We start from the raw sequence: 24,439 nt of genomic DNA, 5'->3' as shown, positions 1-24,439 counted from the left end.
TTATATGCTGCTGCACGTGTTGGAGGGTGAATTCAGGCTGCAGGTGGAAGGCGGCGTGCACCGGGTCGGGGCTGGGCAGTTCGGTTTTGTCGGGCCTGGCGTTCCTCATCAGCTCGCGTCGGATGGACATATTCTGTTTTTGGCGCTGCATATGGACTGGTTTCCCTCTGACACAGATCCGAATGCGAGCATGATTGTGCCGCTGGATAGCAGGGAAGACGCCCAAGCGCCGGGTATGCAGCCGAGTTTGCACAGCTTCACCGACATCGCGATTCCCTACGTCCTGGAGACGGCAGGCTCGGAGTGGCTGGCGGGCACGCTGCGGAAGATCGTCACCCATTGGCAGGAGAAAAATGCGATTGATCAACTCCAGGCGCAACTGCACACTGCGGAAATTGTGCTGCATCTGCTCAAAACGTATGCATCGCACAACACCTCGGAGAGCAAACGCTCCACCTCGCTCCACTGGGTGCCGGCCTATCTGCAATATCGGCTGTCGGAGCCGCTGTCTGTGGAGGAAATGGCCCATAAGGCGCTGATGTCGCGCTCCTATTTCTCTGAGCATTTTCGCCAGCAGTTCGGCATGCCGCCGCATCAATATTTGCTGAAGCTGCGGCTTGACTACGCGACAGAGCTGCTGCGGAGCACGGTATTGCCGCTTCAGGCAATTGCGGATAGCTGCGGCTTCTCCAGTGTGCATCACTTTTCCAAAATGTACAGACAACGTTTCGGATACGCCCCGAGCAAAGTCAGGAATCCTAATTAAAAAGACGTTTTGATCAATCCTGCCGACGTTTTGACAAAGCCAGGCCGTCAGTCTCCGCTTATAATGAAGCCATGAAAGCGCTATGGATTTCAGGCAGCGGGGGATTTTGGGTCATTGGCCGCGCCCAAACAGGAGGAGAATGAGCATGACGGAACAACGCACCTACGATTTTCAACGACAAATTAAGACATACGAAAGGGCCGATGTTGTCGTCATCGGTGGAGGACCGGCGGGCACGGCGGCTGCAATCGCGGCGGCTCGCTGCGGGCGGAAGGTGATTCTGCTTGAGAAATCCGGCCAACTCGGCGGCATGGGAACGCTCGGGAACGTTAGCATTTTTATGCCAATTGGGAATGTGACGGGCATTTATCGGGAATTGATCGGCGAAGTGCTTGCGTCCTACTTGCCGGACGATCATGACACCTCGATCGCTCCGCAATATTCGCCGTTCGTGCTGCGTCAATATTTGAACGAGAAGATGAAAAAAGAAGGCGTCGAAGTCATCTATCATACCGAATTTATCGGGGTGGTCAAAGAAGGCGATCAACTTCAGGCCGTGGTCGCATCCACGCGGGAAGGGCTGAGAGCTTTTGAAGCGGCGCAGTTCATCGACTGTACGGGGGATGCCCGCGTGGCGATCGACAGCGGCGTGCCGCACACCTCGGGCCGGGAGCAAGACGGGCTGACACAGCCGATGACGCTCATGTTCATGATGCAGAACACCGGCAAACCGGTCAAGCCATTCCTGCCGGAAGGCTGCTACTACTATGAGAAGGTGTCCGACCTTCCGCAAGGACGTCACCTGTATTGGGAGCGGGGCGAGGACGGACAACTGCTTGTGAACATGACGCGGGTCAAGGGCAACGGCGCCACGATCAAAGATACGAATTACGCCGAGACCGAAGCCTTGCGCCAAGTGTTCTCGATCGTGCACTACTTGCAGCGCAACGGCTTCGAGACGTACACGCTCTCGCATGTGGCGAATCAGGTCGGCGTCCGGGAGACAAACCAGATTCGCGGCTTGTATACGCTGACGGAGCAGGATGTGGTTAGCGGCCGCCGGTTCGCAGATGTCGTCGCCCAGACAAACTACGAGATCGACATCCACAGCCCGGACGGCAGCAAGACGACAGACGAACGCCACGTCAGCGGCTACGACATTCCTTACCGCTGCATGGTGCCGGCCGAGGTGACGAACCTGCTTGTCGCCGGTCGTTCCATCTCGGCGACGCATGTGGCGATGTCGTCGATGCGCGTGCAGCCGACGTGCTATGCGCTCGGGCAGGCCGCCGGCATCGCGGCGTCCATCGCCATCGAGGACGCGTGTGACGTGCGCAGCGTCGCAATCGAGAAGCTGCATGCGCGGCTTCAGGCGAGCGATGTACGCTTATATAAACCGGCAGCGTATGTGTAAGCGATGGTAGGAAAAGACGGATGCGGCGTGTGCCGCATCCGTCTTTTCGATCATATCCGCAACTATATCCTCGAAGCGCTCTAAGACATTCCTGTATGCCTGTCGTTGATTGGTGAAGCTCCAAAGTGTGGCTGAGCCTACACCTGGTCTACAGCCCCAAATGCAGCTTCCGTGTATGCAGCATGCCATCGAGCCCGGAGGGATCCTGACGAACTTTATACTGGACGAATGCTTCCGCTGTGTCCGAGGTGCGAAGACGAAGCGGCTTCGGCTGCATGTTCACGACGAGCTCTACCATCACGTCGGCCACGGACTCTGGAGTTTGCGGAACGCTGGTGCGTTGCGAAAAGCGGTCGATATATTGCGTAAGCAGCGGCTTATAGTCATCCTCAAGGATGCCGCCGGTTTGCTGAACATGCTCAAGCACAGTCTGGTTAAAATTTGTCGCGATTGCACCGGGCTCAAGCAACGTCACTTCAATATTAAATGCAGGCTTATAGTAAGTAGCCAGGCTTTCCAGCAAGCCTTCCACGGCGAATTTGCTCGCACAGTAGATTTCGTTGAACGGTTGCCCGACGAGCCCGCCCACGCTGGTCGTGGCGATCAGGTGGCCGGCAGCTGATTTCTTGAGCAGTTCGATCCCCGACCGTATCGTATGCATAACGCCGAATACGTTCGTTTCGAATACACCGCGGATGTCGTCCATCGAGGCTTGTCCAAGCGCGCGCAGGAAGCCATAGCCTGCATTGCAAAAGAGAACGTCCAAACGTCCATGTTGTTCCGCAATCAGGCGAAAAGCGTTGTCCAGCGAGGTGGGCTGCGTAACTTCCATTTCAATAAAATGCAGGTTGGCATGATGGCCGTACAAGCCTTGATCCCGTTCGACGTGGCGTGTCCCCGCATAGACGGTCCACCCTAAATCGGCGAATTTGAGAGCAGTGGCTAGGCCGATGCCGGAAGAAGCTCCGGTGATCGCGATAATGTTGTGCATGGACGTACCTCCTCGTATGGTTAGTTCACTTCCATCATAGCGCTGTTGTAGAGCGGGGGTCAAATGCGCAAGGAACGATCGTTCGTTCGAAAATAGCAATTGCTGAGGCAAATGTGTACCACTTATAATAGGTAGCATGACAAACAGGCTTACTCGCACACAATGATGGAGAAATCGGAGGCGTTATGGCGCATATTGCGGTTATCGGCAGTTTAAACATGGATGTAGTATCCGAGGTACATCAATTCCCCAAACCGGGCGAAACGATTAAAAGTAACGGTACGACGTACGGATGCGGGGGAAAAGGGGCAAATCAAGCACTCGCTGCGGCGAAAGCCGGCGCGCAGGTTTCCATGGTTGGCGCGGTTGGCGACGATGCCTTCGGCAGCGTTCTCATCCATTCGCTTGCGGCTTATGGCGTGAACACGCAGCATATCGCGGTGAAGCCGGGTTCTTCCGGGTTAGCGACAATTACTGTGAATGGCGAAGGGGAAAATACGATTGTCCTGACAGGAGGGGCAAACGACAAGGTTGCCATCGACGAGGTGCAGGCAAGCTTGGAGCAGCTTGGGCACATCGATATGATTTTGCTGCAAAATGAGGTGCCGTGGGCGATCAATCGCTTCACGATGGAGTGGGCTCGGACGCATGGCATTGCCGTCTGCTTTAATCCGGCCCCGGCGATGGTAGTGCCGGACGACATGTATGCCTATCTGAACGTGCTCGTCCTGAATCAGACGGAAGCGGAGTGCGCAACCGGCATTGAAGTCAGCGGCGTAGACGCCGCCGGGCTTGCGGCGGACAAGCTCATTGCGCAAGGCGTGGAGGCGGTCATCCTTACGCTGGGCGAGGCTGGCGCCTATTATCGCAGTCGAGACGGTGAAGCTGTACTGTCGCCGGCGTTCCGTGTCGATGTCGTGGACACGACCGCAGCGGGCGACACGTTCATCGGCGCCTGGTCGGCGGCGCGTACCGAAGGCAAGGACGTGGCGTCCGCCTTGCGTTTCGCTTCGGCGGCCGCGGCGCTGGCCGTTTCGCAGGAAGGGGCCCAGCAGTCGATCCCGGCGCGGGACGAGATTGAGCAGATGCTCGGCGCATCGCGATAGCTCCCTATACGTATGTAAACAAGAAGAAAGGCATGCTGCTGCGGCGGCATGTCTTTCTGTGCGCTTACAATTCATTTCGATTTTAAATCGACATCCACGGGCGGGGAGGGGGATTTACAAAATCTTATCATAATAAGGCGCTTCCATTAACATTCGTTTGGTATAAGTAAATTGTTACCAAATAATTCGTCCTAATCGAAGGGAGTTTGTTAGACAGATGAAAAAATGGATCGCAAACACGTCAATGCTGCTCGCGCTGAGCGTCGCTGTTACAGGAACGGCTTTCGCAGCAACGAAAAGCGGAGAAACTTCCGAGCAAATTACATATGCCAATAATGGCAAGGCAGTTGTGCCAAGCACGCCGGCCGTCAATATCGATGGAAGCCTATATCTGCCTGTTCGTGCGCTGGCGGAAGCTACTGGCAAATATGTGGACTGGGACGAGTTTCGCGACAGTGTCGCTTTGACGGACAAGCCATCCTTAACCGGCAAATATGAGTTGAAAGCCCCGAACCTGGCTGACGGCATCAAAATGGGCGTAGGTTCTTCCTTGACACACCTTCCAGGAGATCCTGACAATGTGTTCTATACGACAGCGGATCGCGGACCGAACGGACAAATCGACGTTAACGGCAAAACCGTGCGCACGTTCCCGCTCCCGAATTATACGCCGACGATTTATAAAATCGAAGCGAGCGGCGGCGAGATTAAAATTTTGGACAAATGGCCGCTCAAGCTGACCGGCAACGATCCTGTTACAGGAACGAGCTTCATCACAGGTCTGCCGAACATTAAAGGCCGCGACGAAGCGCCCTTTGATGCGAAAGGCGAGAAAGAATTGGCGTATGATCCATACGGTTTGGATATTGAAGGATTGGCTTACAATTCCAAAGACGATACGTTCTGGATCTCCGACGAGTACGGTCCCTCCATCGTTCACGTGAAGCGTGACGGCACGATCATCGAGCGCATTGTGCCGCAAGGCTGGTCGGCGCAAGCTGCGACCCCGCTCGTTCCTGCGCGTGAGACGCTGCCAGCCGTCTACAACAAGCTTCGCCAAAACCGCGGAGCCGAAGCAGTCGGCATTACGCCGGACGGCAAATACATGTTCATGGCGATGCAAAACGCATTGCGCAATCCGGACAAAGCGATGGACAACTCCCGTCAGGTCCGCATCCTGAAGTTCGATTTGGCGACGCTGAAGCCGGTGGCTGAGTTCACCTATCTGCTGGAAGATTCCAAGCAGTTCAAGGACTTGGTGCAAGGCGACATCGTGATTTCTGACCTGATCGCTGTGAACGAGAACACGCTGCTGATCGACGAGCGCGATAAATTCTCGGGAGACAAGGCCCAGCTGAAACGCATTTATCAAGTGGATTTGTCGACAGCGACGAACGTTCTTGGCAAGTACGACAGTGCGGATACGGCTGGCAAGACGTTGGAGCAAATGAGCGTGCAGGATCTGAAAACAAACGGCATTCTGCCTGTGAAAAAATGGACGGTGCTGGACGCGGTAGGTTTCAAGTTCCCGTATGAGAAAATCGAAGGCATTTCGCTTGTGAACGGCGATACGCTGGTGCTTACAAACGATAACGACTTCGGCATTGACAGCAAGACGCCTGAAAACGGGACGCTGCTGTGGACCTTCAAGCTCCCTTACAAAATTCAATAATTTGACGAGAAACCCGAAGCTGTTCTTTTGAACGGTTTTGGGTTTCTTTTTGCTTAAATGGGGAAAGTATAACGAGGGTAAAGATGTATAAGCAATGGAGGTTTCAAGTGTGAACTGGACAAAAAGAAGATGGATTGGATTGGCCGTCCTGTCGGCGCTGCTGGTGGTCAATGTGCCGCAAGTTGCCATGGCTTCCGGCAAGCCGGTAAGCGGCAGCGAAAGCAGCATCACGTCGCCTGGCGGAAGCAAGAGCGACAAACCTGTGCCTAACGGCAGTGACAGCCACCATTACGAAAGTGAAGAAGAAGAGGCTGAGGAAAACTAGAAGTGGGAGAGAGCATGCTGCTGTTGCGGCATGCTTTTGTTTTGTTTGGACTTCAAACCCTAATCGCGTCGGATACCTCCTTGAAATTCTGTAAATGTTTTTGTTTTTCTTTTTTTATATATACAAATCTGCGTTTGGATGCTAATATAAACACATAAAAATAAAAACAAAAATAAATGCAAATAAACGGAGGTTATTTTCATGGTACAAAGTTTGTGGGACAACCAAGAAGCGTCCAAGCTGCAAAGCGGTCTGGATCAACTCGTGTATCGTTCGAATATTATCGGCGCTGATCGTCGCGTGTGTAACTGGGGCGGTGGCAACACGTCCTCCAAAACGATCGTGAAAGACTTCCGCGGCCGCGATGTTGAAGTGATGTTCGTGAAAGGCAGCGGCTCCGACCTTGCAACGATGAAAGCGGGCAACTTTACGGGCCTGCGCATGGAGGATATTCGCCCTCTTTTCGAGAAAGAAGAAATGCCGGACGCGGAAATGGTTGCTTACCTTGCAAACTGCATGATCGACGCGAAGCACCCGCGCGCTTCCATTGAAACGCTGCTGCACGCGTTCCTGCCGTTCAAGCACGTCGATCACACGCATCCGGACGCGATCATCTCCCTCTGCTGCGCAGACAACGGCAAAGAGATCGCAAAAGAAATTTTTGGCGACCGTTTCGTTTGGGTACCTTATGTACGTCCTGGCTTCACGCTCTCCAAAATGATCGCGGAAGGCGTACTGGCTAACCCGAAAGCTGAGCTTGTTCTGATGGAGAAGCACGGCCTGGTCACTTGGGGCGAAACGTCCGATGCGTGCTATGCCCAAACCATCAAAATCATCTCCGAAGCAGAAGCTTACATCGAAGCTCGCGTAAACGAAGCCAAACTGTTCGGCGGGGCAAAATACGAAGCACTGGCACCTGAAGTTAGACGCGCCGTAGCGGCTGGGGTAATGCCGACGATCCGCGGCGCAGTCAGCGACGTGAAGAAAATGATCCTGACGTTCGACGACGAAGCGGACGTACTGGGCTTTGCAAGCTCCCAAGACGCAGCGACATTGTCCCAAGTCGGCGCCGCTTGCCCGGACCACCTCGTACACACGAAGGTCGTTCCACTTTATATCAACTGGGAGCCAAACGCAGATGACGTGGAAGGCCTGAAAGCGAAGCTGCAAGAAGGCATCGCGGCATATAAAGAGCAGTACCAAGCTTATTTTGAAAGAAACAAAAACGAAGGCGACGTCATGTTCGAAGCAGCGCCTCGCGTGATCCTGATCCCGGGTGTAGGGATGATCAACACAGGCAAGAACTGGGCAAATGCACAAGTTAGCGGCGCTTTGTACCACCGTGCTGTTGCCGTTATGCGCGGCGCAACAGCGCTGGGCAACTTCGTTTCCTTGAGCGAAAACGAGTCCTACAACGTGGAGTACTGGCCGCTTGAGCTGTACAAATTGAGCCTTGCGCCGGCAGAAGCGGAATTCTCCCGCAAAGTCGCGTTCATTACAGGCGGTGCCGGCGGGATCGGCAGCGAAACGGCACGCCGGCTCGTCTCCGAAGGCGCACACGTGGTGCTGGCTGATCTTAACCTGGAAGGCGCACAAAAGGTTGCTGCGGAAATCAACGAGAAGTGGGGCGAAAACCGCGCAATCGCGGTAAAAGTTGACGTCACCAGCGAAGAATTGGTTGCAGCGGCTTATGCAGAAACAGCGCTGGCTTACGGCGGTGTGGACATCATCGTGAACAACGCAGGTCTTGCGACGTCCAGTCCTTTTGATCAAACGTCTCTGAAAGAGTGGAACCTGAACATGAACGTTCTGGGTACAGGTTACTTCTTGGTTGCTCGCGAAGCGTTCAAATTGATGAAAACACAAGGCATCGGCGGCAACATGGTCTTCATCGGCTCCAAAAACTCCGTCTACGCCGGTAAAAACGCGACAGCCTACAGCGCGGCGAAAGCACTCGAAGCCCATCTTGCGCGTTGTATCGCAGCAGAAGGCGGCGAGTTCGGCATTCGTGTGAATACGATTCTGCCGGATGCGATTCTCCAAGGCTCCGCGATCTGGAACGGCTCCTGGAGAAACGAACGTGCGGCGGCATACGGCATCGAGCCGGATCAATTGGAAGAGTACTACCGTAAACGTACGACATTGCTCGTTAACATTTTCCCGAAAGATATTGCAGAGGGCATCGCGTTCTTCGCATCCTCCAAATCCGATAAAACAACAGGCTGCATGCTGACCATCGACGGCGGCGTACCTGCGGCATTTACACGATAAGACAACTTACAGGAGCGTCGGTTCAGTTCGGCGCTTCCTTTTATATCTACTATTGAAAGGGTGTTCATACATGACAGATCGTGCTTATTCATTATTTGAAGAACAACAAAAAGCAAGAGGCATCAACCTTGAGGAAGTAAAAGCGCAGCTGAAAGCGCTCAAAATCGAAACACCGTCCTGGGGCTACGGCGACTCCGGTACTCGTTTTAAAGTGTTCCAAAAAGAAGGCGTGCCGCGCAATCCGTTCGAAAAATTCGAGGATGCGGCGCAAGTGCACGGTTTGACAGGTCTTTGCCCGTCCGTTGCGATCCACATTCCATGGGATAAAGTCGAAGACTACGGCAAGCTTCGCAACCATGCGGAAGGTCTGGGTCTCAAAATCGGCGCGGTGAACCCGAACCTTTTCCAAGAAGACGATTACATGCTGGGCAGCGTAACGAATGCGGATGCGGCGATTCGCCGCAAAGCGATCAATCACCTGCTGGAGTGCGTGGACATTGCCAAAGAAACCGGTTCCCGCGATCTGAGCCTTTGGTTTGCTGACGGGACGAACTATCCGGGCCAAGGCGACATCCGCAAACGGAAAAACTGGATGCTGGAAGCGCTCGGTGAAATGTACAAAGCGATGACACCCGAAATGCGCATGTTGATCGAATACAAATGCTTCGAGCCTGCGTTCTACCACACCGACATTGCCGATTGGGGCATGGCGTTCAACTACGCGCTGAAGCTCGGTCCTCAAGCAGAAGTGTTGGTTGATACGGGACACCACTTGCCGGGTGCTAACATTGAGCACATCGTAGCTTACCTGCTGGATGAAAAACGTCTCGGCGGCTTCCACTTCAACTCCCGCAAATATGCGGACGATGATTTGATTGTCGGCACAACGAATCCGTATGAATTGTTCCTGATTTTCTATCAAATCTTGAATGCAGCGAAAGATCTAGATGCTGGCGTTCGCGACAACGTAGCCAACATTGCGTACATGATCGACCAATCGCACAACATCGAGAAAAAAATCCCTGCGATGCTTCGTTCCGTCCTGAACGTGCAAACGCAATTCGCCAAAGCGCTGCTGATCAACCACGCGGAGATCGAAGAAGCGCAAGTGAATGGCGACGTGCTGGGCGCGGAAGACGCGGTGCGCAGAGCGTTTGAATTCGACGTGACGCCGCTGCTGCACGCGATCCGCGAAGAGCAAGGCTTGCCGCTCGATCCGATGAAAGCGTACCTGTCCAGCGCGTATGGCAAGGATATTTTGGCGAGAGGCAAGGGCGGTGCTTCCTGGTGAGCATCCTTGCCTACGATTTAGGGGCGAGCAGCGGCAGAGCGCTGCTCGGCCGCTTGACCGATCGGCGCATCGTAACCGAGGAGCTGCACCGTTTTTCCAATGATCCGGTTTCCATAGGGGACCGGCTTCATTGGGATATTTTGCGCCTGTATCATGAGATCAAGGCGGGGCTGCTCAAGGCGAAGCAAGGCGGCCTCGATGTGCAAAGCATCGGCATCGACTCCTGGGCCGTCGACTTCGGCCTTATCGGCCAGAACGGTGAGCTGCTCGGCAACCCGTATCATTACCGCGATCCGCACACCGATGGCGTGATGGAGAAGCTGATGGCGGAGCTGACGCCGTCACACATTTTCGGGAAAACCGGCATTCAGTTTCTGCCGTTCAATACGATTTATCAGCTGGCGGCTTTGAAATCGGCGAACTCGCCGGTCTTGCAAGCCACAGATAAATTTTTGATGATTCCTGACTTGCTCCGGTATTTCTTAACTGGCGAGATGTTCAACGAGTTCTCGAATGCGACGACGACACAGTTCTATAATCCGCTCACGATGAGCTGGGACCGTGACTTGCTTGCTGCAATTGGCGTGCCGGAGTCGTTCTTCGGCACGGTTGTTCAGCCGGGGGCAAGCGTCGGCAAGATTCGCCTCGCGGTGCAGAGTGAGCTGGGCATCGGAGCCATTCCGGTGATCGCAGTCGCCGAGCACGATACAGGCTCAGCGGTGGCGGCGGTGCCGGCGCTTGAGAAATCTTTTGCGTACTTAAGCTGCGGCACTTGGTCCCTGATGGGCACGGAAGTGGATGCGCCGGTGATCAACGAAATTTCCCAGAGGCTGAACTTCACGAACGAAGGCGGCGTAGGCGGGACGTTCCGACTGCTGAAGAACATTATGGGCCTCTGGATTCTCCAGGAGACCAAACGTGAATGGGATCGCGCCGGGCAGAACTATTCCTTCCCTGAGCTCGTGCAGCTTGCCGAGCAGGCGCCGAATTTCGGGTCTTGGATCGATCCGGACGATGTGCTGTTCCTGCATGCGGGGGATATGACGCCGCGCATCCGCCAGTACTGTCAGCAAACCGGTCAGCGTGTGCCGGAGAGCCCTGGTGAAGTTGTCCGTTGTATCCTGGAGAGTCTCGCGTTAAAATATCGGTATGTGTTTGGAATGACGGAAGAAGTTTCCGCTCAGCGTTTTAACGGCCTTCATATGGTAGGTGGCGGCATCAATAATGAATTGCTCTGCCAGTGGACGTCGAATGCCATCGGCAAACCGGTATGGGCAGGACCTGCGGAAGGCAGCGCTATCGGCAACTTGGCGGTTCAATGGATCGCTCGCGGTGAGTTCGCGGATATTTGGGAAGCGCGCAAGGTGATTCGAGAGTCGTTCCCTGTGAAGGTGTATGAGCCGGCGCAGCGGGACGCTTGGGAGGACGCTTACGGGCGTTTCGTGAAAGTAACAGGGATTAGGGCGTAGAAAAGAGGGTTACGTATGTTGGTAGCAGAGCGATATGAGAAAATTGTGCAGGTGGTGAACGAACGCGGCAGCATTCGGGTGTCTGAGCTTAGTGAACTGTGCCAGGTAACTGAGGAGACGATCCGCCGTGACTTGGACCGGTTGGAGCAGGACGGCCGTCTGCGCAGATCCCACGGGGGCGCGGTGTCCATTAAGGAGAATCAGACGAGCGAGATCCCGTTTCTTGAAAGAGAAACGATGTTCTCCGAAGAAAAGAAGCGGATTGCCAGGGAAGCGATTCAGTTGATACAGCCGCATGACCGCATCATTCTGGATGCCTCGACAACCGCTTGGTATATGGCGTCCCTTCTGCCGGACATCCCGCTCACCGTGCTCACCAACTCGATCAAAGTCGCGATGGAGCTGGCCGGCAAGGAGAAAGTGAAAGTCATTTCCACCGGCGGCCAGCTCGCCAAGCGCTCACTATCATACGTCGGCCCTTTGGCGGAGCGGTCGCTCGATCATTATCACGTTGACAAGTTGTTTCTTTCCTGCAAAGGTGTGCATGCGACGCGCGGCATCAGCGAATCCGACGAGCTCCAGGCCGGCGTGAAGCAGAAAATGATCGAGCTGGCCGATCAAGTCATTCTCATCGCGGATGCGAGCAAAATCGGCGTACGCGCCTTTACGCAGGTCGGCGTGTTGACGGACGTTGACGTCCTCATTACGGACGACAGGGTGACGGACGACCTGCGGGAACAAATTGAGGAGATTGGCATTTCAGTCAAAATCGTTTAATATAAAGAGAACCTGATTGTAAGGGTTCTTCTTTTTACATCAACTTGTCTGACAACCTGACAATCTTACACTTATTGAGGTGGAACTATGAAAGTGTCCTTATTTATCACATGTTTATCGGACGCGATTTACCCCCGAGTCGGGGAGGCGATGGTGCGGATTTTAGCCAAGTATGGGGTGAAACTTGATTTTCCTCCCATTCAAACGTGCTGCGGCCAGCCGGCTTACAATAGCGGATATTGGGACGAAGCGCGCGCTACGGCAAAAACGATTGTGGAAGCGTTTGAAGACAGCGATTTTGTCATTGCGCCTTCCGGTTCTTGCACGTACATGATTCATCACTACGGCCATTTGTTCAAGGATGACCCCGTCATGCTGGCCAAGGCGGAGAGGCTGCAGCAGAAGACGTATGAATTCACGCAGTTTTTGGTGCAGGTGCTGAATGTGACCGATTTGGGCGCGAAATTCCCGCATAAAGTGACGTATCATCCTTCCTGCCACGGCAGCCGACTGCTGGGCGTGAAAGACGAACCGATGGAGCTGCTGGAGAACGTGAAGGGCTTGGAGTTCGTGCCGCTGCCTTTTGCGGAGGATTGCTGTGGTTTCGGGGGAACCTTTGCGGTGAAAATGGCGGATATTTCAGGCGCGATGGTGACGGAAAAGGTAGACCACGTGAAAGAGACAGAAGCCGAGGTGCTCGTTGGTCTCGATATGGCTTGCCTTATGAATATTGCCGGCAATTTGCGCTACCGCAATGAGCCGGTAAGAGTCATGCATTTGGCGGAACTGCTGTACGAAGGGGTGAAACAGGCATGAGTGGACACAACGGAACGCCTGGAACGGTAAAAGAACGCGCGGAACTGGCGCTGAACGACGAATTTCTGCGCAACGCGGTGAAATTTACGACCGAACGTCTGCGCGGCGGCAAGAAGAAGGCGTCTGCGGAGCACGGCAACTGGGATGAATGGCGCGAAAGAGGGCGTCAAATCCGGCTGCATACGATTGCGCATCTCGACTATTATTTGAACCTGTTCGCGGATAACGCGCGCGCCAACGGCGTGAACGTGCATTTCGCCGAAACGTCTGCGGATGCGGTGAAGATTGCGCTGGAAATTGCGCAGCGTAAGCAAGCGAAAACCGTCGTCAAATCCAAGTCGATGGTAACGGAAGAACTGCATCTCAACCATGCGCTGGAAGAGATCGGCGTCGAGGCGATCGAGACGGATCTCGGCGAGTACATTATTCAACTGGCGGGCGAGACGCCTTCGCATATCATCATTCCGGCAATTCACAAAAACCGCTATCAAATCGCAGATTTGCTCTCCAAGGATGCCGGCGAGACGCTGGCGCCGGATACATCGATTCTCGCAAGCTTCGTCCGCAAAAAGCTGAGGGAGAAGTTCCTGGAAGCGGACATCGGCATGACCGGCTGTAATTTTGCCATTGCCGAGACAGGGTCGATGGTGTTGTTTGAAAATGAAGGCAACGCCCGCATGGTCACGACCGTGCCCAAAACGCAAATTACGCTCATGGGCATGGAGCGCATCATCCCGTCCTGGACGGACCTTGAGGTCATGGCGACCTTGCTGCCGCGTTCCGCAACCGGCCAGAAGCTGACCGTGTATATGTCCGGCATCACAGGCCCGCGTCGCGATGTCGACGGCGACGGCCCGGAAGAGATGCACATTATCATTGTGGATAATGGGCGTTCCTTGCAGCTCGGCGATCCGGAGTTCCAGGAGCTGCTCAACTGCATCCGCTGCGGCGCGTGTCTCAACGCCTGCCCGGTGTACCGCCATATCGGCGGCCACGCTTACGGCGGCACGTACAGCGGCCCGATCGGCGCGGTGCTGACGCCGGCGCTGCAGAAGAACGTCGCGGAGTGGGACGACATTGCGAATGCGTCAAGCCTGTGCGGCGCCTGCTATGAAGCCTGCCCGGTCAAAATCCCGCTGCACGACATGCTCGTCTCGCTGCGCCGCCGCAAGGTGGAGAGCGGCCACGGAAATGCCATCGAAGCGATCGGAATGAAGGGATTCGCTGCGGTGATGGGCGGTTCCGGGCGCATGAAAGGGATTTTGAAGCTCGGCAAGCTTGGGCAGAAGCTCGTCGTCCGCGGCGGCGAAATCCGAACGAAGCTCGGCCCGCTTAAGGGCTGGAACTCGTATCGTGTGACGCCGAGTCTGCCGAAACAGACGTTCCGGGAGGGCTGGAAGACGCTGGAAGAGGAGCTGCGGCATGGTATTCAGGAGCTTGACCCTGCAGTCCAGCAGCGAATGGAAGCGATTGTGAAGGCGAGAAAAAACGGAGGAGGACATGGTCATGGCTGATACACAGGACGCGCATAAGGCGTGGTTAAAGCAGATGGAGGAGGCGTCCCGCGCGAAGCAGGCGTCGTTCATGAACGGCATCGCAGCGAAGCTCGGGCGCGCGCGCGTCACGGAGAAGCCGGCTCATCCTTTCCGGGGGGCGCCGGACTTCTGGCAGGCGTTTGAGTGGCCGGTGGAGGAGCGCGTGGAGCGCTTTACGGAGAATTTTAAGGCCGCTGGGGGCCATGTGGTGCGCGTTGCGTCCATGGAGGAGGCGAAAGGCTTCATCGTCGGCAAAGCCGGTGAGATGAAGGCAAAGTACCTGATTCGCCAAAATCAGGCGGAGCTGGACGCGCTAGGGCTGGAGGCAGAGCTGCCAGAGGCGAAGGTTAGCGTGTGGAACAGCGATCCCGAGGAGAATTGGAAAGCCCGCGCCGCCGAGGCGGATTTTGGCGTCGTGATCGCCGATTATGCGGCGGCGTACACGGGCTCGATGACGGTGCTGTCGTCGAAGGACAAGGGCCGTTCGGTGTCGCTGCTGCCGACGGTGCTCATGGCGATCATCCCGATCGAGCGAATGAAAACTCGCCTGGGCGAAGCGCTGGTGAACTTCGATCTGGCGGGCAGAGAGAACTTGCCGGCAGGGATTCATTTTATCTCAGGTCCGAGCCGCTCTGCGGATATTGAGAACGATTTGACGATCGGGGTACATGGTCCCGGCATCGTGCATGCAATTATTGTTGGCTAAGAGGAATGGTGCCAAGTGGACGTAACGAAATTGACGAAGCGCAATCACTATGAGGAAATTACCGAGCAGCTCAAGGGGCTGATCCTGCAGGGGCAGCTCAAAGTCGGCGATAAGCTCCCTTCGACGAAGGAGCTGTCCGAGAAGTTCGGCGTCGGCCGCTCGACGACGCGCGAGGCGCTGAGCGCTCTGCGCGCGATGGGACTCATCGAGATTCGCCAGGGCGGGGGCTGCACGGTGATCTCGGCTGCGCCTGCTGAGCTCGACATGCCGAACTTGCCGGAGCTGGAGTCGCTGCGTGTCAACCGGACGAAGCTGTTCGAGCTGCTGGAAGCGCGGCATGCGCTGGAGGTGTCGAATGCGTCCATCGCCGCCGAGAAGCGGACCGAGGAGGATCTGGCACAGCTCGGCAGCCTCATGCAGGAGATGAAGGCGTCCATCGGCCGCGAGGCGGAGGGGGAGCGGACGGATCTGCTCTTTCATTTGTCGTTGGCGAAAGCGACGCACAACACCATCATGGTGCACCTTTTCGAGTCGATCATGACGCCGATTGAGGCGGCCATTCGCGAGACGCGGCGCGTGGAGATTTATGCCAACAGCCAGGTCGCAGAGCAGCTGTATGAGGAGCACTTTCAGATCGTGCAGGCGGTGGCAGAGCAGGATAAGCAGCTGGCCGCTGCGAAGATGCGTGCCCATCTGGAGCACGTAGAGAGCATTATTAAGCGGTACGTGTAAGGCAGGCAGGCGGGCGGTAGGTAGTTGGGCGGGCAGGCAGCAGGCATGGTTGGGCCCCACGGGGGCCATCGTGGCGACCGCGAAAGAGATGAACTGGAGAGCCTCCAGTTCATGGAGAGGCGGTGCCGCTGCCGGTGGCCCGGGTAGCGCGCGGGTGGATGATGAACTGGAAATCCTCCAGTTCATTTTTGCTTTTTCCGCCGAATCGGGCGTGTGAACTGGAATTCCTCCAGTTCGGGAGCGCCAATCGGCGCCTAAAACCCGGAACCTCCCGAAATGAGCGGGAGGTTTTCCAGTCCAGCGGCAGCAAAGCCGCTCTTTTGGTGAAATGGACTGGAGGTTTTCCAGTTCATGGAGAGGTGCTGCTGCCTTTCTGCGCAAGAGCAAGCGATCACAAACTTCGCAGCGCCTCCTGCGTCAAGATGTACTGCATAATGCGACTTGTTTTGCCGCGCTCTTTGGGCAGTAGAAGTCCCTTGGCGCTTAGTTTCTTCAACATGCCGACCGCCGTCCTGTGATCGATGCCAAAATGGCGCGAAACATCAACGGGCCGAATGCAAGAAGCTTGTTGAACCGCTAAGCGGAGCAGTTCTTTCTCCGCCATAACGGGTCGGCTGGTAGCTGAACTGTTGGGCTGATAGCGGCTGAGCACCATACGCAGCAAAGATTGGCATAGCTCCGGCCGCTGCTCGACGTCGTCGTAGGCGAAAGAAATGACGGGATAGCCCATGGCATGCAAAAAAGTTTCCCGATTCAGCTCATGGCAATATTTGCTTCGGTCCATGTCTCGTACGTGGGCTGCATAACCCTTAATTTCGATGATGAGCTGAGCGCCTGGCGGTTTCCACATGAAATCGGCAAAATAGGATCTGCCCCGCCAATCCATCACTTCATACTCCGGATGCAGATCTTCCAAATGTCCGCAAACCGGCCACCACACATCACGTAAAAACGCCGTTTCTCCATGGAGATGGCCTCTTTCCAGCCTTCCACGTCGCTCACCGGATCTGCTGGTTTTATGGCGAGTTAACCAAGCTTCATGATCGTTTCTAAAAGACATAAGCACACACTCCTTTTCATCGGCAAAAAAGCAAAACGTCCCGTCGCATGCATGCGCATGAAACGGGACGTTCTTCGTCTTAGCACCAGTATAAGCCGATTGCCGCTTTTCTGACAAGCTTCGAACATTTTCAGCTTACCTCCTGCGGGGCGGGAATAGACTGTATAAAGTCATTCTTACAGGAGGGCGACGCCGGATGACGATCATTCATATTGACAAGGTAAGCAAGTTCTACAAAATGGGCGGAGAAATCATTACAGCGCTTGATCAAGTCTCGCTTGACATTGAGCAAGGAGAGTTTGTCGCGATTATGGGGCCGTCAGGCTCTGGTAAATCTACGTTCATGAACATTGTCGGCTGCCTGGATATGGCGGATCAGGGCCTCTACGCGCTCGACGGCACAGCGATTCATCGCCTGAAGGATGCACAGCTTGCTGAAATTCGCAACAAGAAAATCGGGTTCGTGTTTCAAAACTTTAATTTGCTGCCCAGGCTTACGGCTTATGAAAATGTAGAGCTTCCCTTGATTTACCGCAATATCCCGCGAAAAGAGCGCGAGCCGATGGTGCGGCAGGCGCTGGCTTCCGTTGACATGCTGGACCGCCAGGAGCACTGGCCGGCCATGCTGTCCGGCGGTCAGCAGCAGCGGGTGGCGATTGCACGGTCGTTGGCAGGCGATCCTGCCATCCTGTTGGCGGATGAGCCGACAGGAGCGCTGGACTCGAAGACGGGCAAAGAGATTTTGGATATTTTCAAAAGATTACATGAACACGGTCGCACGGTCGTCCTGATTACGCATGACGAATGGGTGGGGGCGCAGGCGAAACGGATCATCCGCTTTAAGGATGGTCGGTTGCTATGAACAGCACAACGGAGCTCTTCAGCTGAGAGCTCCGTTTTTTCATGCAGAGATAACGCGGTTGTGGGGCGGTCACCTGCTTTTTATATGCAGTCGTGTGTGGCTGTGTTGGCTCAAATTAATGGTACGTAAACTCGCCGATTTCGATTCCGCACGGCCCGCCGTCCGGGTTCGCTTCCAGCACGATTGCCGTACCGTCCGCTTTGTATAGCGGATTGTAGTGGTGGTTAATGCTCATGGCGGATGCGTTCGCGTAGTGGCAAATGAAAGCTCGCCGGAATTGATCTTTCGTTTTATTGCGGTAAGAGCCGTGGATCAGATTGCCGCCAAAAAAAAGCACATCGCCTTTGTTCATACGGACCGGGATCACGACACCGTCTTTTGGCGGTTTGACGTAGTGCGTCGTGAAGGATTCGTTCGCATCCGCTTGGTCGGGGCATACGATCTCATGCTCCTGCGTCTTCGGCACGACAAGCAGGCAGCCGTTCTCCTCATCCGTCGCATCGACGGCTGTCCAGGCGGCAATGCAGTTGCCAGGAGCTACTTTTAGATAAAAGTTGTCTTGGTGCAGCGCTTGCCCCTTGGAGCCCGGCGGCTTGTAATAAAACATGCTTTGAGCCGCATACGCCTCTTCGCCGTACAGATCGCCGAGCACTTCGAGTACGGGCTGGTGCAGCATGTAAGCTTTGGCGGTCTCGTTAAAACGGTGCGGGTGCATGACACGTGGATACCGCTTGAGCGGGTCTTCCGAATGGCCGTCGAGTTTTGGCTCGAAATGGCCGGGAATCGTTTGCGTACTGATGGCTTCGAAGGTTGTCTCGATATCAGAGAGATGTTCGGGTGAAAATAAACCTGGGATAATCAGATACCCTTCAGTATCAAAATGGGCTTTTTGCTCCGGGGTCAATCGTTGCAGGGTGACTGTCATGGATGGTTCCTCCTTGGCATTTGGTATTGAACTTGTAGCTTTAGTGTATCGTACGGGGAGGATAGACTGAAGTAAGAAAGTAGCTGAAAACTATATCAATCCTGCTATAATATAAAAAAACGATGACGCTCATGAGGGGATGCCGATGAAACCAACGAAGCAGGATGTGCCTTCGATTATTCGGGAAAAAGGAGAAATCTCGGTCATTGCAGGGCATTATCACGAGGATGAGAGCTACTCCACGCGCAGACTTCAGGGGATGAGCGATTGGTTGATGACTTTTACACTTGAGGGCAGCGGCTATTTTCTCATTGGCGGAGAGGAACGATTCTGTCATGCCGGCGATGTCACGCTGATGCGGCCCGGTGTCTCGCACGAATATGGGACGAGGAAGAATGGGGGGAGCGGGGAGTGGCATTTTTTGTGGGTGCATTTTACCGATCGGGTGGCCGAAACGAGCTTGCTGCCAGAGACGGAGCTGCTGATTCATGCGGTGGAGCATGCCTCCTTGCGGGCGCGCATCCAGCGAGCGTTCACGAGCATTGTCTCCGATTCCGTGGAGCGGGCGCCTTATTGGCAGGAACTCTGCGAAAATGCGCTGCGTGAAGTCATTTTGCTGCTGGCTCAGGGAATTACGACGCAGAGCGACCCGCGTATTGAAGAAGTGAAGCATCTGCTGGCTTTGCGGATGCGGGAGCAGATCAGCGTGGAGGAGCTTGCGCGGGCCGTCGGTTTATCCGCTTCCCGACTAGCGCATGTGTACAAGGCGTCGACGGGTATGTCCATCATCGATTCGCTGAACGAGATGCGGATTCGGCAGGCGGCAATCCTGCTCGCACATACAGACCGGCTGGCCTCGGAAGTTGCCGTGGATGTCGGGTTTCAGAACTACAATCATTTTGCGGCGCAGTTTAAAAGGCGGTACGGGATTTCTCCAAGGGCGTATAAGGATTCGGGCGCTCCAAATTAGAAAAAGCCTGCACGTTGGCAGGCTTTGATTGGATCCCCGCTAGTAAGCGGGAGCGATGGAGTATGGTTTGCGATGCCGGAGGGCATCCCGAAGGCATAGCTCCGCGCTGAAGCCACTCCGAGCCAGACGCCACACGCGGGATCCTCGCGTAGCGACGCTTACGCCTCGGCCCAGGCCTGCTCGCCGAGCCGCTTTAACACCAAGGCCTGCTTCCAGCGGTCGCTGGCCTCTTCGAGGCTCACGCCGTGTGTGATGGCATAGGCCGGAGGCCCAAGCTCGCACACGAACGGGAACACGTCGCCCGCTGTCGCCGTGCGGCGCCAGTTCGCCATGCCGCTCCGCCACCAGCGGAGGAACGGCTGTACAGCCGGATGGCTCGCGTCTTCGCCGACATCCACTTGCACCTGATGCCCGTTGGAGATCCGGGCATGGATGGACGACGCTCGCATGAGCAGCGTCTGCAGATAGCCCTCGGCCGTCTCGTCCGCGACGGCCCGGTCCATGCCTTCTCCAACAACGTAGTGGGAGAAGTCGATGGTGAGGCGCAGCTGCGGCAGCGCCTCGACGAGCTGCGCGGTGCGCCGCAGATCCTGCGTGATGCGCCCGCGGTGCGTCTCCACAAAGAACGGCAGGCCGGCTTCTGCGGCTTGCCGAATAAAGCCGGCGACGAAGTCGGCCGCCGGTTGACCTTCCAGATACGGATGCAGGATCTGCGCATTCACGTACTGGACGCCAAACGCCTTCGCTCGCGCGAAGTAAGGCGTAAGGTCGTCGCCAAGCTTCGGAAACGGAAATGCTTGCACGCCAAATGAAAAGCCATAGTCGTCCAGCAGACGGCGCCATGTATCCGCTTCCGCAGGCGCGGGAAGCTGCCCTAAAATGCCGGAAAAACCAGCTTCTGCGATGTTTTCGAATTTTTCCTTCAGCGTCCATTCTCTGCTGCCATTGCCAAGTCCCGTCATAGCCCACCAGGATTGATGAATTTCAAGCTTCATATTCCTGCCCCCAATCGTTGCGGCAACGTGCCGGATGGTCGTCTAACCGTTAACGTCAATCATTATAAAGCAATCTTGCATGGACTGAAAGCGTTTAATTCGAGGGACTCTAGCACCGCCTACAGGTCTGCACCCTCCTCCGCCAGCGTCCGGATGACGCGGTCGACCTTCTGGATATGCTGCGCCATCGCCATCGCCGCGCCGGCCTCGTCACGCACGGCGATGGCGTCGACGATCGCGCGGTGCTCTGCGAGCAGCCCTTCGGCGGACGCCCGCTCGGCGAAAAACCACAAGCGGCGCGACGACTTCATGCCGCTCTGCAGGCGCTCCGTCAGTGATTCCATCATGCCGATGAGCAGGGAGTTGTGCGACGCTTGCGCGATCGCTTGATGGAAACGGATGTCCGCAAGCTCGCTCGCTTCCTCATCGCCGAGGGCGGCTTCCATCTCGCCCAGGATGCGCCGCAGCGCAGCGACCTCCGTCTCACTCGCCCTCGCCGCCGCAAGCGAGACGCAGCCGGTCTCGATGAAGCGCCGCACCTCCTGCAGCTCGCGGAGCGAACGGCTCTGCTCAAACGAAAAGCCGCTGTCCGCAGGCTGCTCATTCGGCAGCGTCATGCGGACGTACGTGCCGCCGCCGTGGCGAATGTCGACCCAGCCCATCGCCTTAAGCCCGCTTAGCGCTTCCCGAATCGTGGAGCGCCCGACCTGAAAAGCGGCGGCAAGGTCGACAACGGTCGGCAGTTTGGTGCCTTTCGGATAAAAGCCGGATTCGATGCGGCCGCGCAATTGCTCTAACACGATGTCCGATCCTTTTTGCGGTTTTACTTGCTGAAATTCCATGCGACATCCCCCGTAAAATGATCTTTACCTGCATTGTATAATACGCTACAATAAGTGAAAAGTCATCAGATCACATGATGAATTTACGTGAATCATAGATTGGGGGAGCGAGTCGCATGCTCGATACACAGATCATTCAGAAGCTGCAGGCCATTGTGGGCCCGGCTTATTTTAAAACGGACCAGGAAACGCTGGTCACGCATTCCTACGACGGCACGCCGATGCTGCAAAGCTTGCCAGACGGCGTCATTTATCCGGCGACGACGGCGGAAGTGTCAGCCATTATGAAAGTGCTCTCGGAGTACCGTATTCCGCTCGTGAGCCGCGGCTCCGGAACGAACCTGTGCGGGGGAACCGTTCCGCTGCAAGGTGGCATCGTCATGGTTATGCACCGCATGAACCAGATTCTTGAAATCGACCGCCAGAACTTGACGGCGACGGTTCAGCCTGGGCTGATTACGAAGCAATTCATCGAGCAAATTGAAGCGATCGGCTTATTTTATCCGCCGGACCCGAGCTCTATGGCGATTTCGACCATCGGCGGCAACATTGCCGAATGCTCGGGCGGCTTGCGCGGTCTCAAATACGGCACGACCAAAGATTACGTCATCGGGCTGGAGGCGGTACTGGCGAACGGCGAAATCTTGCGCACGGGCGGCAAGCTGATGAAGGACGTGGCCGGCTACGACTTGACGAAGCTGCTGATCGGCTCGGAGGGTACGCTTGCGGTCATTACAGAGGCTACGCTTAAGCTGATTCCGCCTCCGGTTTATAAGAAGACGATGCTGGCGATGTACAAGGACATCCAAGGCGCAGCAAGCACCGTGTCCAAAATCATTGAAAACCGCATTATCCCCGCAACGCTGGAAATTATGGACAATCCGACGATTCGCGTCGTGAACGACTTTGCGAAGCTGGGACTGCCGCTCGATATGGCGGCGATCCTTCTGATCGAGCAGGACGGCGATCAGGAAGCCGTCGAGCGCGACATTGCGCGCATCAGCGATATTTGCGAATCGGAAGGCGCAGCGTCCGTTTCCATCGCGAGCACACAGGAAGAAGCGCTCAAGCTGCTTACAGCGCGACGCAGCGCGCTGACTGCGCTCGCGCGGCTGCGTCCGACGACGATTCTGGAAGACGCGACAGTGCCGCGCTCTCGCATCGCGGATATGGTCATGGCCATCAACCGCATTGCGGAGAAGTACAACGTCACAATCTGCACGTTCGGCCATGCCGGAGACGGCAATTTGCATCCGACTGCGACGACGGATGCGCGCGATCACGAAGAAATCGAACGGGTCGAGAAGGCGTTCGAGGAAATTTTTGAAGCGGCGATCTCTTTTGGCGGCACGATTACCGGGGAGCATGGAGTCGGCGTTGTGAAAGCGCCGTTCCTGGAGTGGAAAGTCGGATCCGCAGGCATCCAGCTGATGAAAGGCATCAAGGATGCGTTCGATCCGCATCATATCTTGAACCCAGGCAAGCTGTTCGCCAAAGAATCCAGACGCAGGGTGGTGGTTCAACATGGCTAGTGCAGCACAACTGCAAGAATCCTTGCGGCTCAAGCTGGATTACGAAGAGCTGACGAACTGTATGCGCTGCGGTTTCTGTCTACCGCACTGTCCGACGTTCAAGGAGACCGGCGTGGAAGCCGAGTCTCCGCGGGGTCGTCTTGCGCTGATGAAAGCGGCGGTGGACGGCGTCCTTGAGCCGGGGGCAGGCTTTGAAGACCAGATGTACCACTGTCTCGGCTGCCGCGCCTGTGAGCCTGCTTGTCCAGCGGACGTCAAATACGGACATCTCATCGAACAGACGCGGGACGCGATCGAGGAGCATACGACGCAGCACCGCTGGTGGATCAAGCCGATCCGCAGCCTCGTCTTCAAGCAGTTGTTCCCATCGCAGAAGCGTATGAAGCTACTGGGCTACAGTCTGCGCTTTTACCAGCAATCCGGCTTGCAAAAGCTGGCGCAAGGAACAGGCCTCATGAAAATGTTCCCAGCCCATATGGCCGAGATGGAAGCGATTTTGCCGGAAGCTTCAGGCAAAGGTGTCATTGAGCGCCTGGGCTCGTTTGTACCGGCAAAAGGCGCGAAAGTCGGCACCGTCGGCATGTTTCGCGGTTGCCTGATGGATGTTTTGTTCACGCAGACGAACGTGCACACGGTGGAACTGCTCTCCGAAGCCGGCTTTGATGTCGTCATTCCGGAGGCGCAAAATTGCTGCGGCGCACTGCACGCGCACAGCGGCGAGACGTCGCAGGCGAAAGAACTCGCGAAGCGCAACATCGAGGCGTTCCAAGCGGCGGGCGTCGATTACATCGTCTCGAACGCCGGCGGTTGCGGCGCGATTCTGATGGAGTACGATCATCTGCTGCATGATGAACCAGCATGGAAAGAATCATCCGCTTGGTTCGCGAAGCGGGTCAAAGATTTAAGCGCGATCCTCGTGGAGCGCGGTCATAAGCTTCCATTTGCCGAAGCTGGTTCGCAGCCGGAAGTCAGCGTCACGTACCAGGATTCCTGCCATCTGCGCAACGTTATGAAGGGGGGCTCGGCACCGCGGCAGCTCCTCAACTCGGCAAGCTCTTGCTCCTTCATCGAAATGAAAGACGCGGGCTCCTGCTGCGGCTCGGCGGGCATTTACAACCTCACGCAGCCGGAAATGGCCGGTCAACTGCTCGAGAAGAAAATGACGAATGCCAATGCCACGAACGCCCGTTATCTCGTAACGAGCAACCCGGGCTGCCTGCTGCAAATGAAGCTGGGCATCGCCAAGCACGGGCAGCAGGGCAAGATGGAAGCCGTGCACATCGCGGATTTCCTGCATGAACGGTTGGCCCAGAGCACACACTAAACTGCGTAGAATCTTCCAAGCCTCGCGAGTACATGCGCGAGGCTCTTTCTTGTGTTGA

23 protein-coding genes are annotated in these 24,439 nt (G+C 55.9%); 18 read left to right on the top strand and 5 right to left on the bottom strand.

Features of this window, described 5'->3' with window-relative positions; all coding sequences use genetic code 11:
- Together EJQ19_RS26570 and EJQ19_RS26565 are read left to right on the top strand one after the other, a co-directional pair.
- Positions 1-766, top strand: a 766-nt coding sequence (locus tag EJQ19_RS26570) for an AraC family transcriptional regulator (RefSeq protein ID WP_126144255.1), incomplete at its 5' end; no start/stop codon positions are given.
- A gap of 145 nt (positions 767-911) precedes the next feature.
- A complete protein-coding gene (locus tag EJQ19_RS26565) occupies positions 912-2,180 on the top strand; it encodes an FAD-dependent oxidoreductase (RefSeq protein ID WP_126144254.1) in 1,269 nt (422 codons plus the stop codon).
- 148 nt (positions 2,181-2,328) lie between these two features.
- Here EJQ19_RS26565 and EJQ19_RS26560 read toward each other — a convergent pair whose 3' ends face one another.
- Positions 2,329-3,171, bottom strand: coding sequence for an SDR family oxidoreductase (locus EJQ19_RS26560; RefSeq protein WP_126144253.1), 843 nt, complete (start codon positions 3,169-3,171; stop codon positions 2,329-2,331).
- Positions 3,172-3,356: 185 nt separating this feature from the next.
- On the opposite strand from EJQ19_RS26560, the gene rbsK reads away from it, so the two are divergent.
- The 12 genes from rbsK (at position 3,357) to EJQ19_RS32010 (ending at position 16,088) form a co-directional block, all read left to right on the top strand.
- The gene (rbsK, locus tag EJQ19_RS26555; RefSeq protein ID WP_126144252.1) at positions 3,357-4,277 is read left to right on the top strand and encodes a ribokinase; all 921 of its coding nucleotides are present in this window, start codon (positions 3,357-3,359) and stop codon (positions 4,275-4,277) included.
- A 217-nt stretch (positions 4,278-4,494) separates the two neighbouring features.
- Complete coding sequence (locus tag EJQ19_RS26550; RefSeq protein WP_126144251.1) at positions 4,495-5,949, top strand: esterase-like activity of phytase family protein; 1,455 nt, start codon at positions 4,495-4,497, stop codon at positions 5,947-5,949.
- Between the two features lie 109 nt (positions 5,950-6,058).
- Positions 6,059-6,274, top strand: coding sequence for a hypothetical protein (locus EJQ19_RS26545; protein WP_126144250.1), 216 nt, complete (start codon positions 6,059-6,061; stop codon positions 6,272-6,274).
- Between the two features lie 201 nt (positions 6,275-6,475).
- A complete protein-coding gene (locus EJQ19_RS26540; RefSeq protein ID WP_126144249.1) occupies positions 6,476-8,545 on the top strand; it encodes a bifunctional aldolase/short-chain dehydrogenase in 2,070 nt (689 codons plus the stop codon).
- 70 nt (positions 8,546-8,615) lie between these two features.
- On the top strand, positions 8,616-9,836 hold the full coding sequence (gene rhaI / locus EJQ19_RS26535; protein ID WP_126144248.1) for an L-rhamnose isomerase: 1,221 nt from the start codon (positions 8,616-8,618) through the stop codon (positions 9,834-9,836).
- Positions 9,833-11,305, top strand: a complete 1,473-nt coding sequence (locus EJQ19_RS26530; RefSeq protein ID WP_126144247.1) for a rhamnulokinase — start codon at positions 9,833-9,835, stop codon at positions 11,303-11,305. The genes rhaI and EJQ19_RS26530 overlap by 4 nt, the downstream gene beginning before the upstream one ends.
- Positions 11,306-11,320: 15 nt before the next feature.
- Positions 11,321-12,082 (top strand): DeoR/GlpR family DNA-binding transcription regulator, encoded by a 762-nt coding sequence (locus tag EJQ19_RS26525; RefSeq protein ID WP_126144246.1) that lies wholly within the window; start codon positions 11,321-11,323, stop codon positions 12,080-12,082.
- Positions 12,083-12,169: 87 nt separating this feature from the next.
- A complete protein-coding gene (locus EJQ19_RS26520) occupies positions 12,170-12,898 on the top strand; it encodes a (Fe-S)-binding protein (RefSeq protein ID WP_126144245.1) in 729 nt (242 codons plus the stop codon).
- Positions 12,895-14,412: a LutB/LldF family L-lactate oxidation iron-sulfur protein gene (locus EJQ19_RS26515; RefSeq protein ID WP_126144244.1), complete on the top strand. Its 1,518-nt coding sequence runs from the start codon at positions 12,895-12,897 to the stop codon at positions 14,410-14,412. The genes EJQ19_RS26520 and EJQ19_RS26515 overlap by 4 nt, the downstream gene beginning before the upstream one ends.
- Entirely contained in the window at positions 14,405-15,139 is a 735-nt protein-coding gene (locus EJQ19_RS26510) for a LutC/YkgG family protein (protein ID WP_126144243.1), read from the top strand. Before EJQ19_RS26515 ends, EJQ19_RS26510 begins: the two co-directional genes overlap by 8 nt.
- 15 nt (positions 15,140-15,154) lie before the next feature.
- Complete coding sequence (locus EJQ19_RS26505; RefSeq protein ID WP_126144242.1) at positions 15,155-15,871, top strand: FadR/GntR family transcriptional regulator; 717 nt, start codon at positions 15,155-15,157, stop codon at positions 15,869-15,871.
- Between the two features lie 70 nt (positions 15,872-15,941).
- Positions 15,942-16,088 (top strand): hypothetical protein, encoded by a 147-nt coding sequence (locus tag EJQ19_RS32010; protein WP_164716724.1) that lies wholly within the window; start codon positions 15,942-15,944, stop codon positions 16,086-16,088.
- Between the two features lie 174 nt (positions 16,089-16,262).
- Here the strand turns inward: EJQ19_RS32010 and EJQ19_RS26500 are convergent, their stop codons facing one another.
- On the bottom strand, positions 16,263-16,931 hold the full coding sequence (locus EJQ19_RS26500; protein ID WP_126144241.1) for a DUF559 domain-containing protein: 669 nt from the start codon (positions 16,929-16,931) through the stop codon (positions 16,263-16,265).
- Positions 16,932-17,127: 196 nt separating this feature from the next.
- Here EJQ19_RS26500 and EJQ19_RS26495 point away from each other — a divergent pair, with 196 nt between their 5' ends.
- Positions 17,128-17,793, top strand: coding sequence for an ABC transporter ATP-binding protein (locus tag EJQ19_RS26495; RefSeq protein WP_126144240.1), 666 nt, complete (start codon positions 17,128-17,130; stop codon positions 17,791-17,793).
- 115 nt (positions 17,794-17,908) lie between these two features.
- Here EJQ19_RS26495 and EJQ19_RS26490 read toward each other — a convergent pair whose 3' ends face one another.
- Entirely contained in the window at positions 17,909-18,718 is an 810-nt protein-coding gene (locus EJQ19_RS26490) for a phytanoyl-CoA dioxygenase family protein (RefSeq protein WP_126144239.1), read from the bottom strand.
- Positions 18,719-18,863: 145 nt separating this feature from the next.
- Here EJQ19_RS26490 and EJQ19_RS26485 point away from each other — a divergent pair, with 145 nt between their 5' ends.
- Positions 18,864-19,688 carry a helix-turn-helix domain-containing protein gene (locus tag EJQ19_RS26485; protein ID WP_126144238.1) on the top strand — a complete coding sequence of 275 codons (825 nt, stop codon included), beginning with the start codon at positions 18,864-18,866 and terminating at the stop codon, positions 19,686-19,688.
- Between the two features lie 158 nt (positions 19,689-19,846).
- Here the strand turns inward: EJQ19_RS26485 and EJQ19_RS26480 are convergent, their stop codons facing one another.
- Positions 19,847-20,683 (bottom strand): sugar phosphate isomerase/epimerase family protein, encoded by an 837-nt coding sequence (locus EJQ19_RS26480; RefSeq protein ID WP_126144237.1) that lies wholly within the window; start codon positions 20,681-20,683, stop codon positions 19,847-19,849.
- Positions 20,684-20,802: 119 nt separating this feature from the next.
- Complete coding sequence (locus EJQ19_RS26475) at positions 20,803-21,525, bottom strand: FadR/GntR family transcriptional regulator (RefSeq protein ID WP_126144236.1); 723 nt, start codon at positions 21,523-21,525, stop codon at positions 20,803-20,805.
- Positions 21,526-21,641: 116 nt separating this feature from the next.
- Between EJQ19_RS26475 and EJQ19_RS26470 the strand changes: the two genes are divergently transcribed.
- Complete coding sequence (locus EJQ19_RS26470) at positions 21,642-23,057, top strand: FAD-binding oxidoreductase (RefSeq protein ID WP_126144235.1); 1,416 nt, start codon at positions 21,642-21,644, stop codon at positions 23,055-23,057.
- The gene (locus EJQ19_RS26465) at positions 23,050-24,381 is read left to right on the top strand and encodes a (Fe-S)-binding protein (RefSeq protein WP_126144234.1); all 1,332 of its coding nucleotides are present in this window, start codon (positions 23,050-23,052) and stop codon (positions 24,379-24,381) included. The genes EJQ19_RS26470 and EJQ19_RS26465 overlap by 8 nt, the downstream gene beginning before the upstream one ends.
- Positions 24,382-24,439: the final 58 nt, after the last annotated feature.

It is taken from the genome of Paenibacillus whitsoniae (assembly GCF_003955665.1).
Classification (GTDB): Bacteria; Bacillota; Bacilli; order Paenibacillales; family NBRC-103111; genus Paenibacillus_E; species Paenibacillus_E whitsoniae.
Note: the sequence above shows the minus strand (reverse complement) of the source record. Positions and strands in the feature narration are given on the sequence as shown.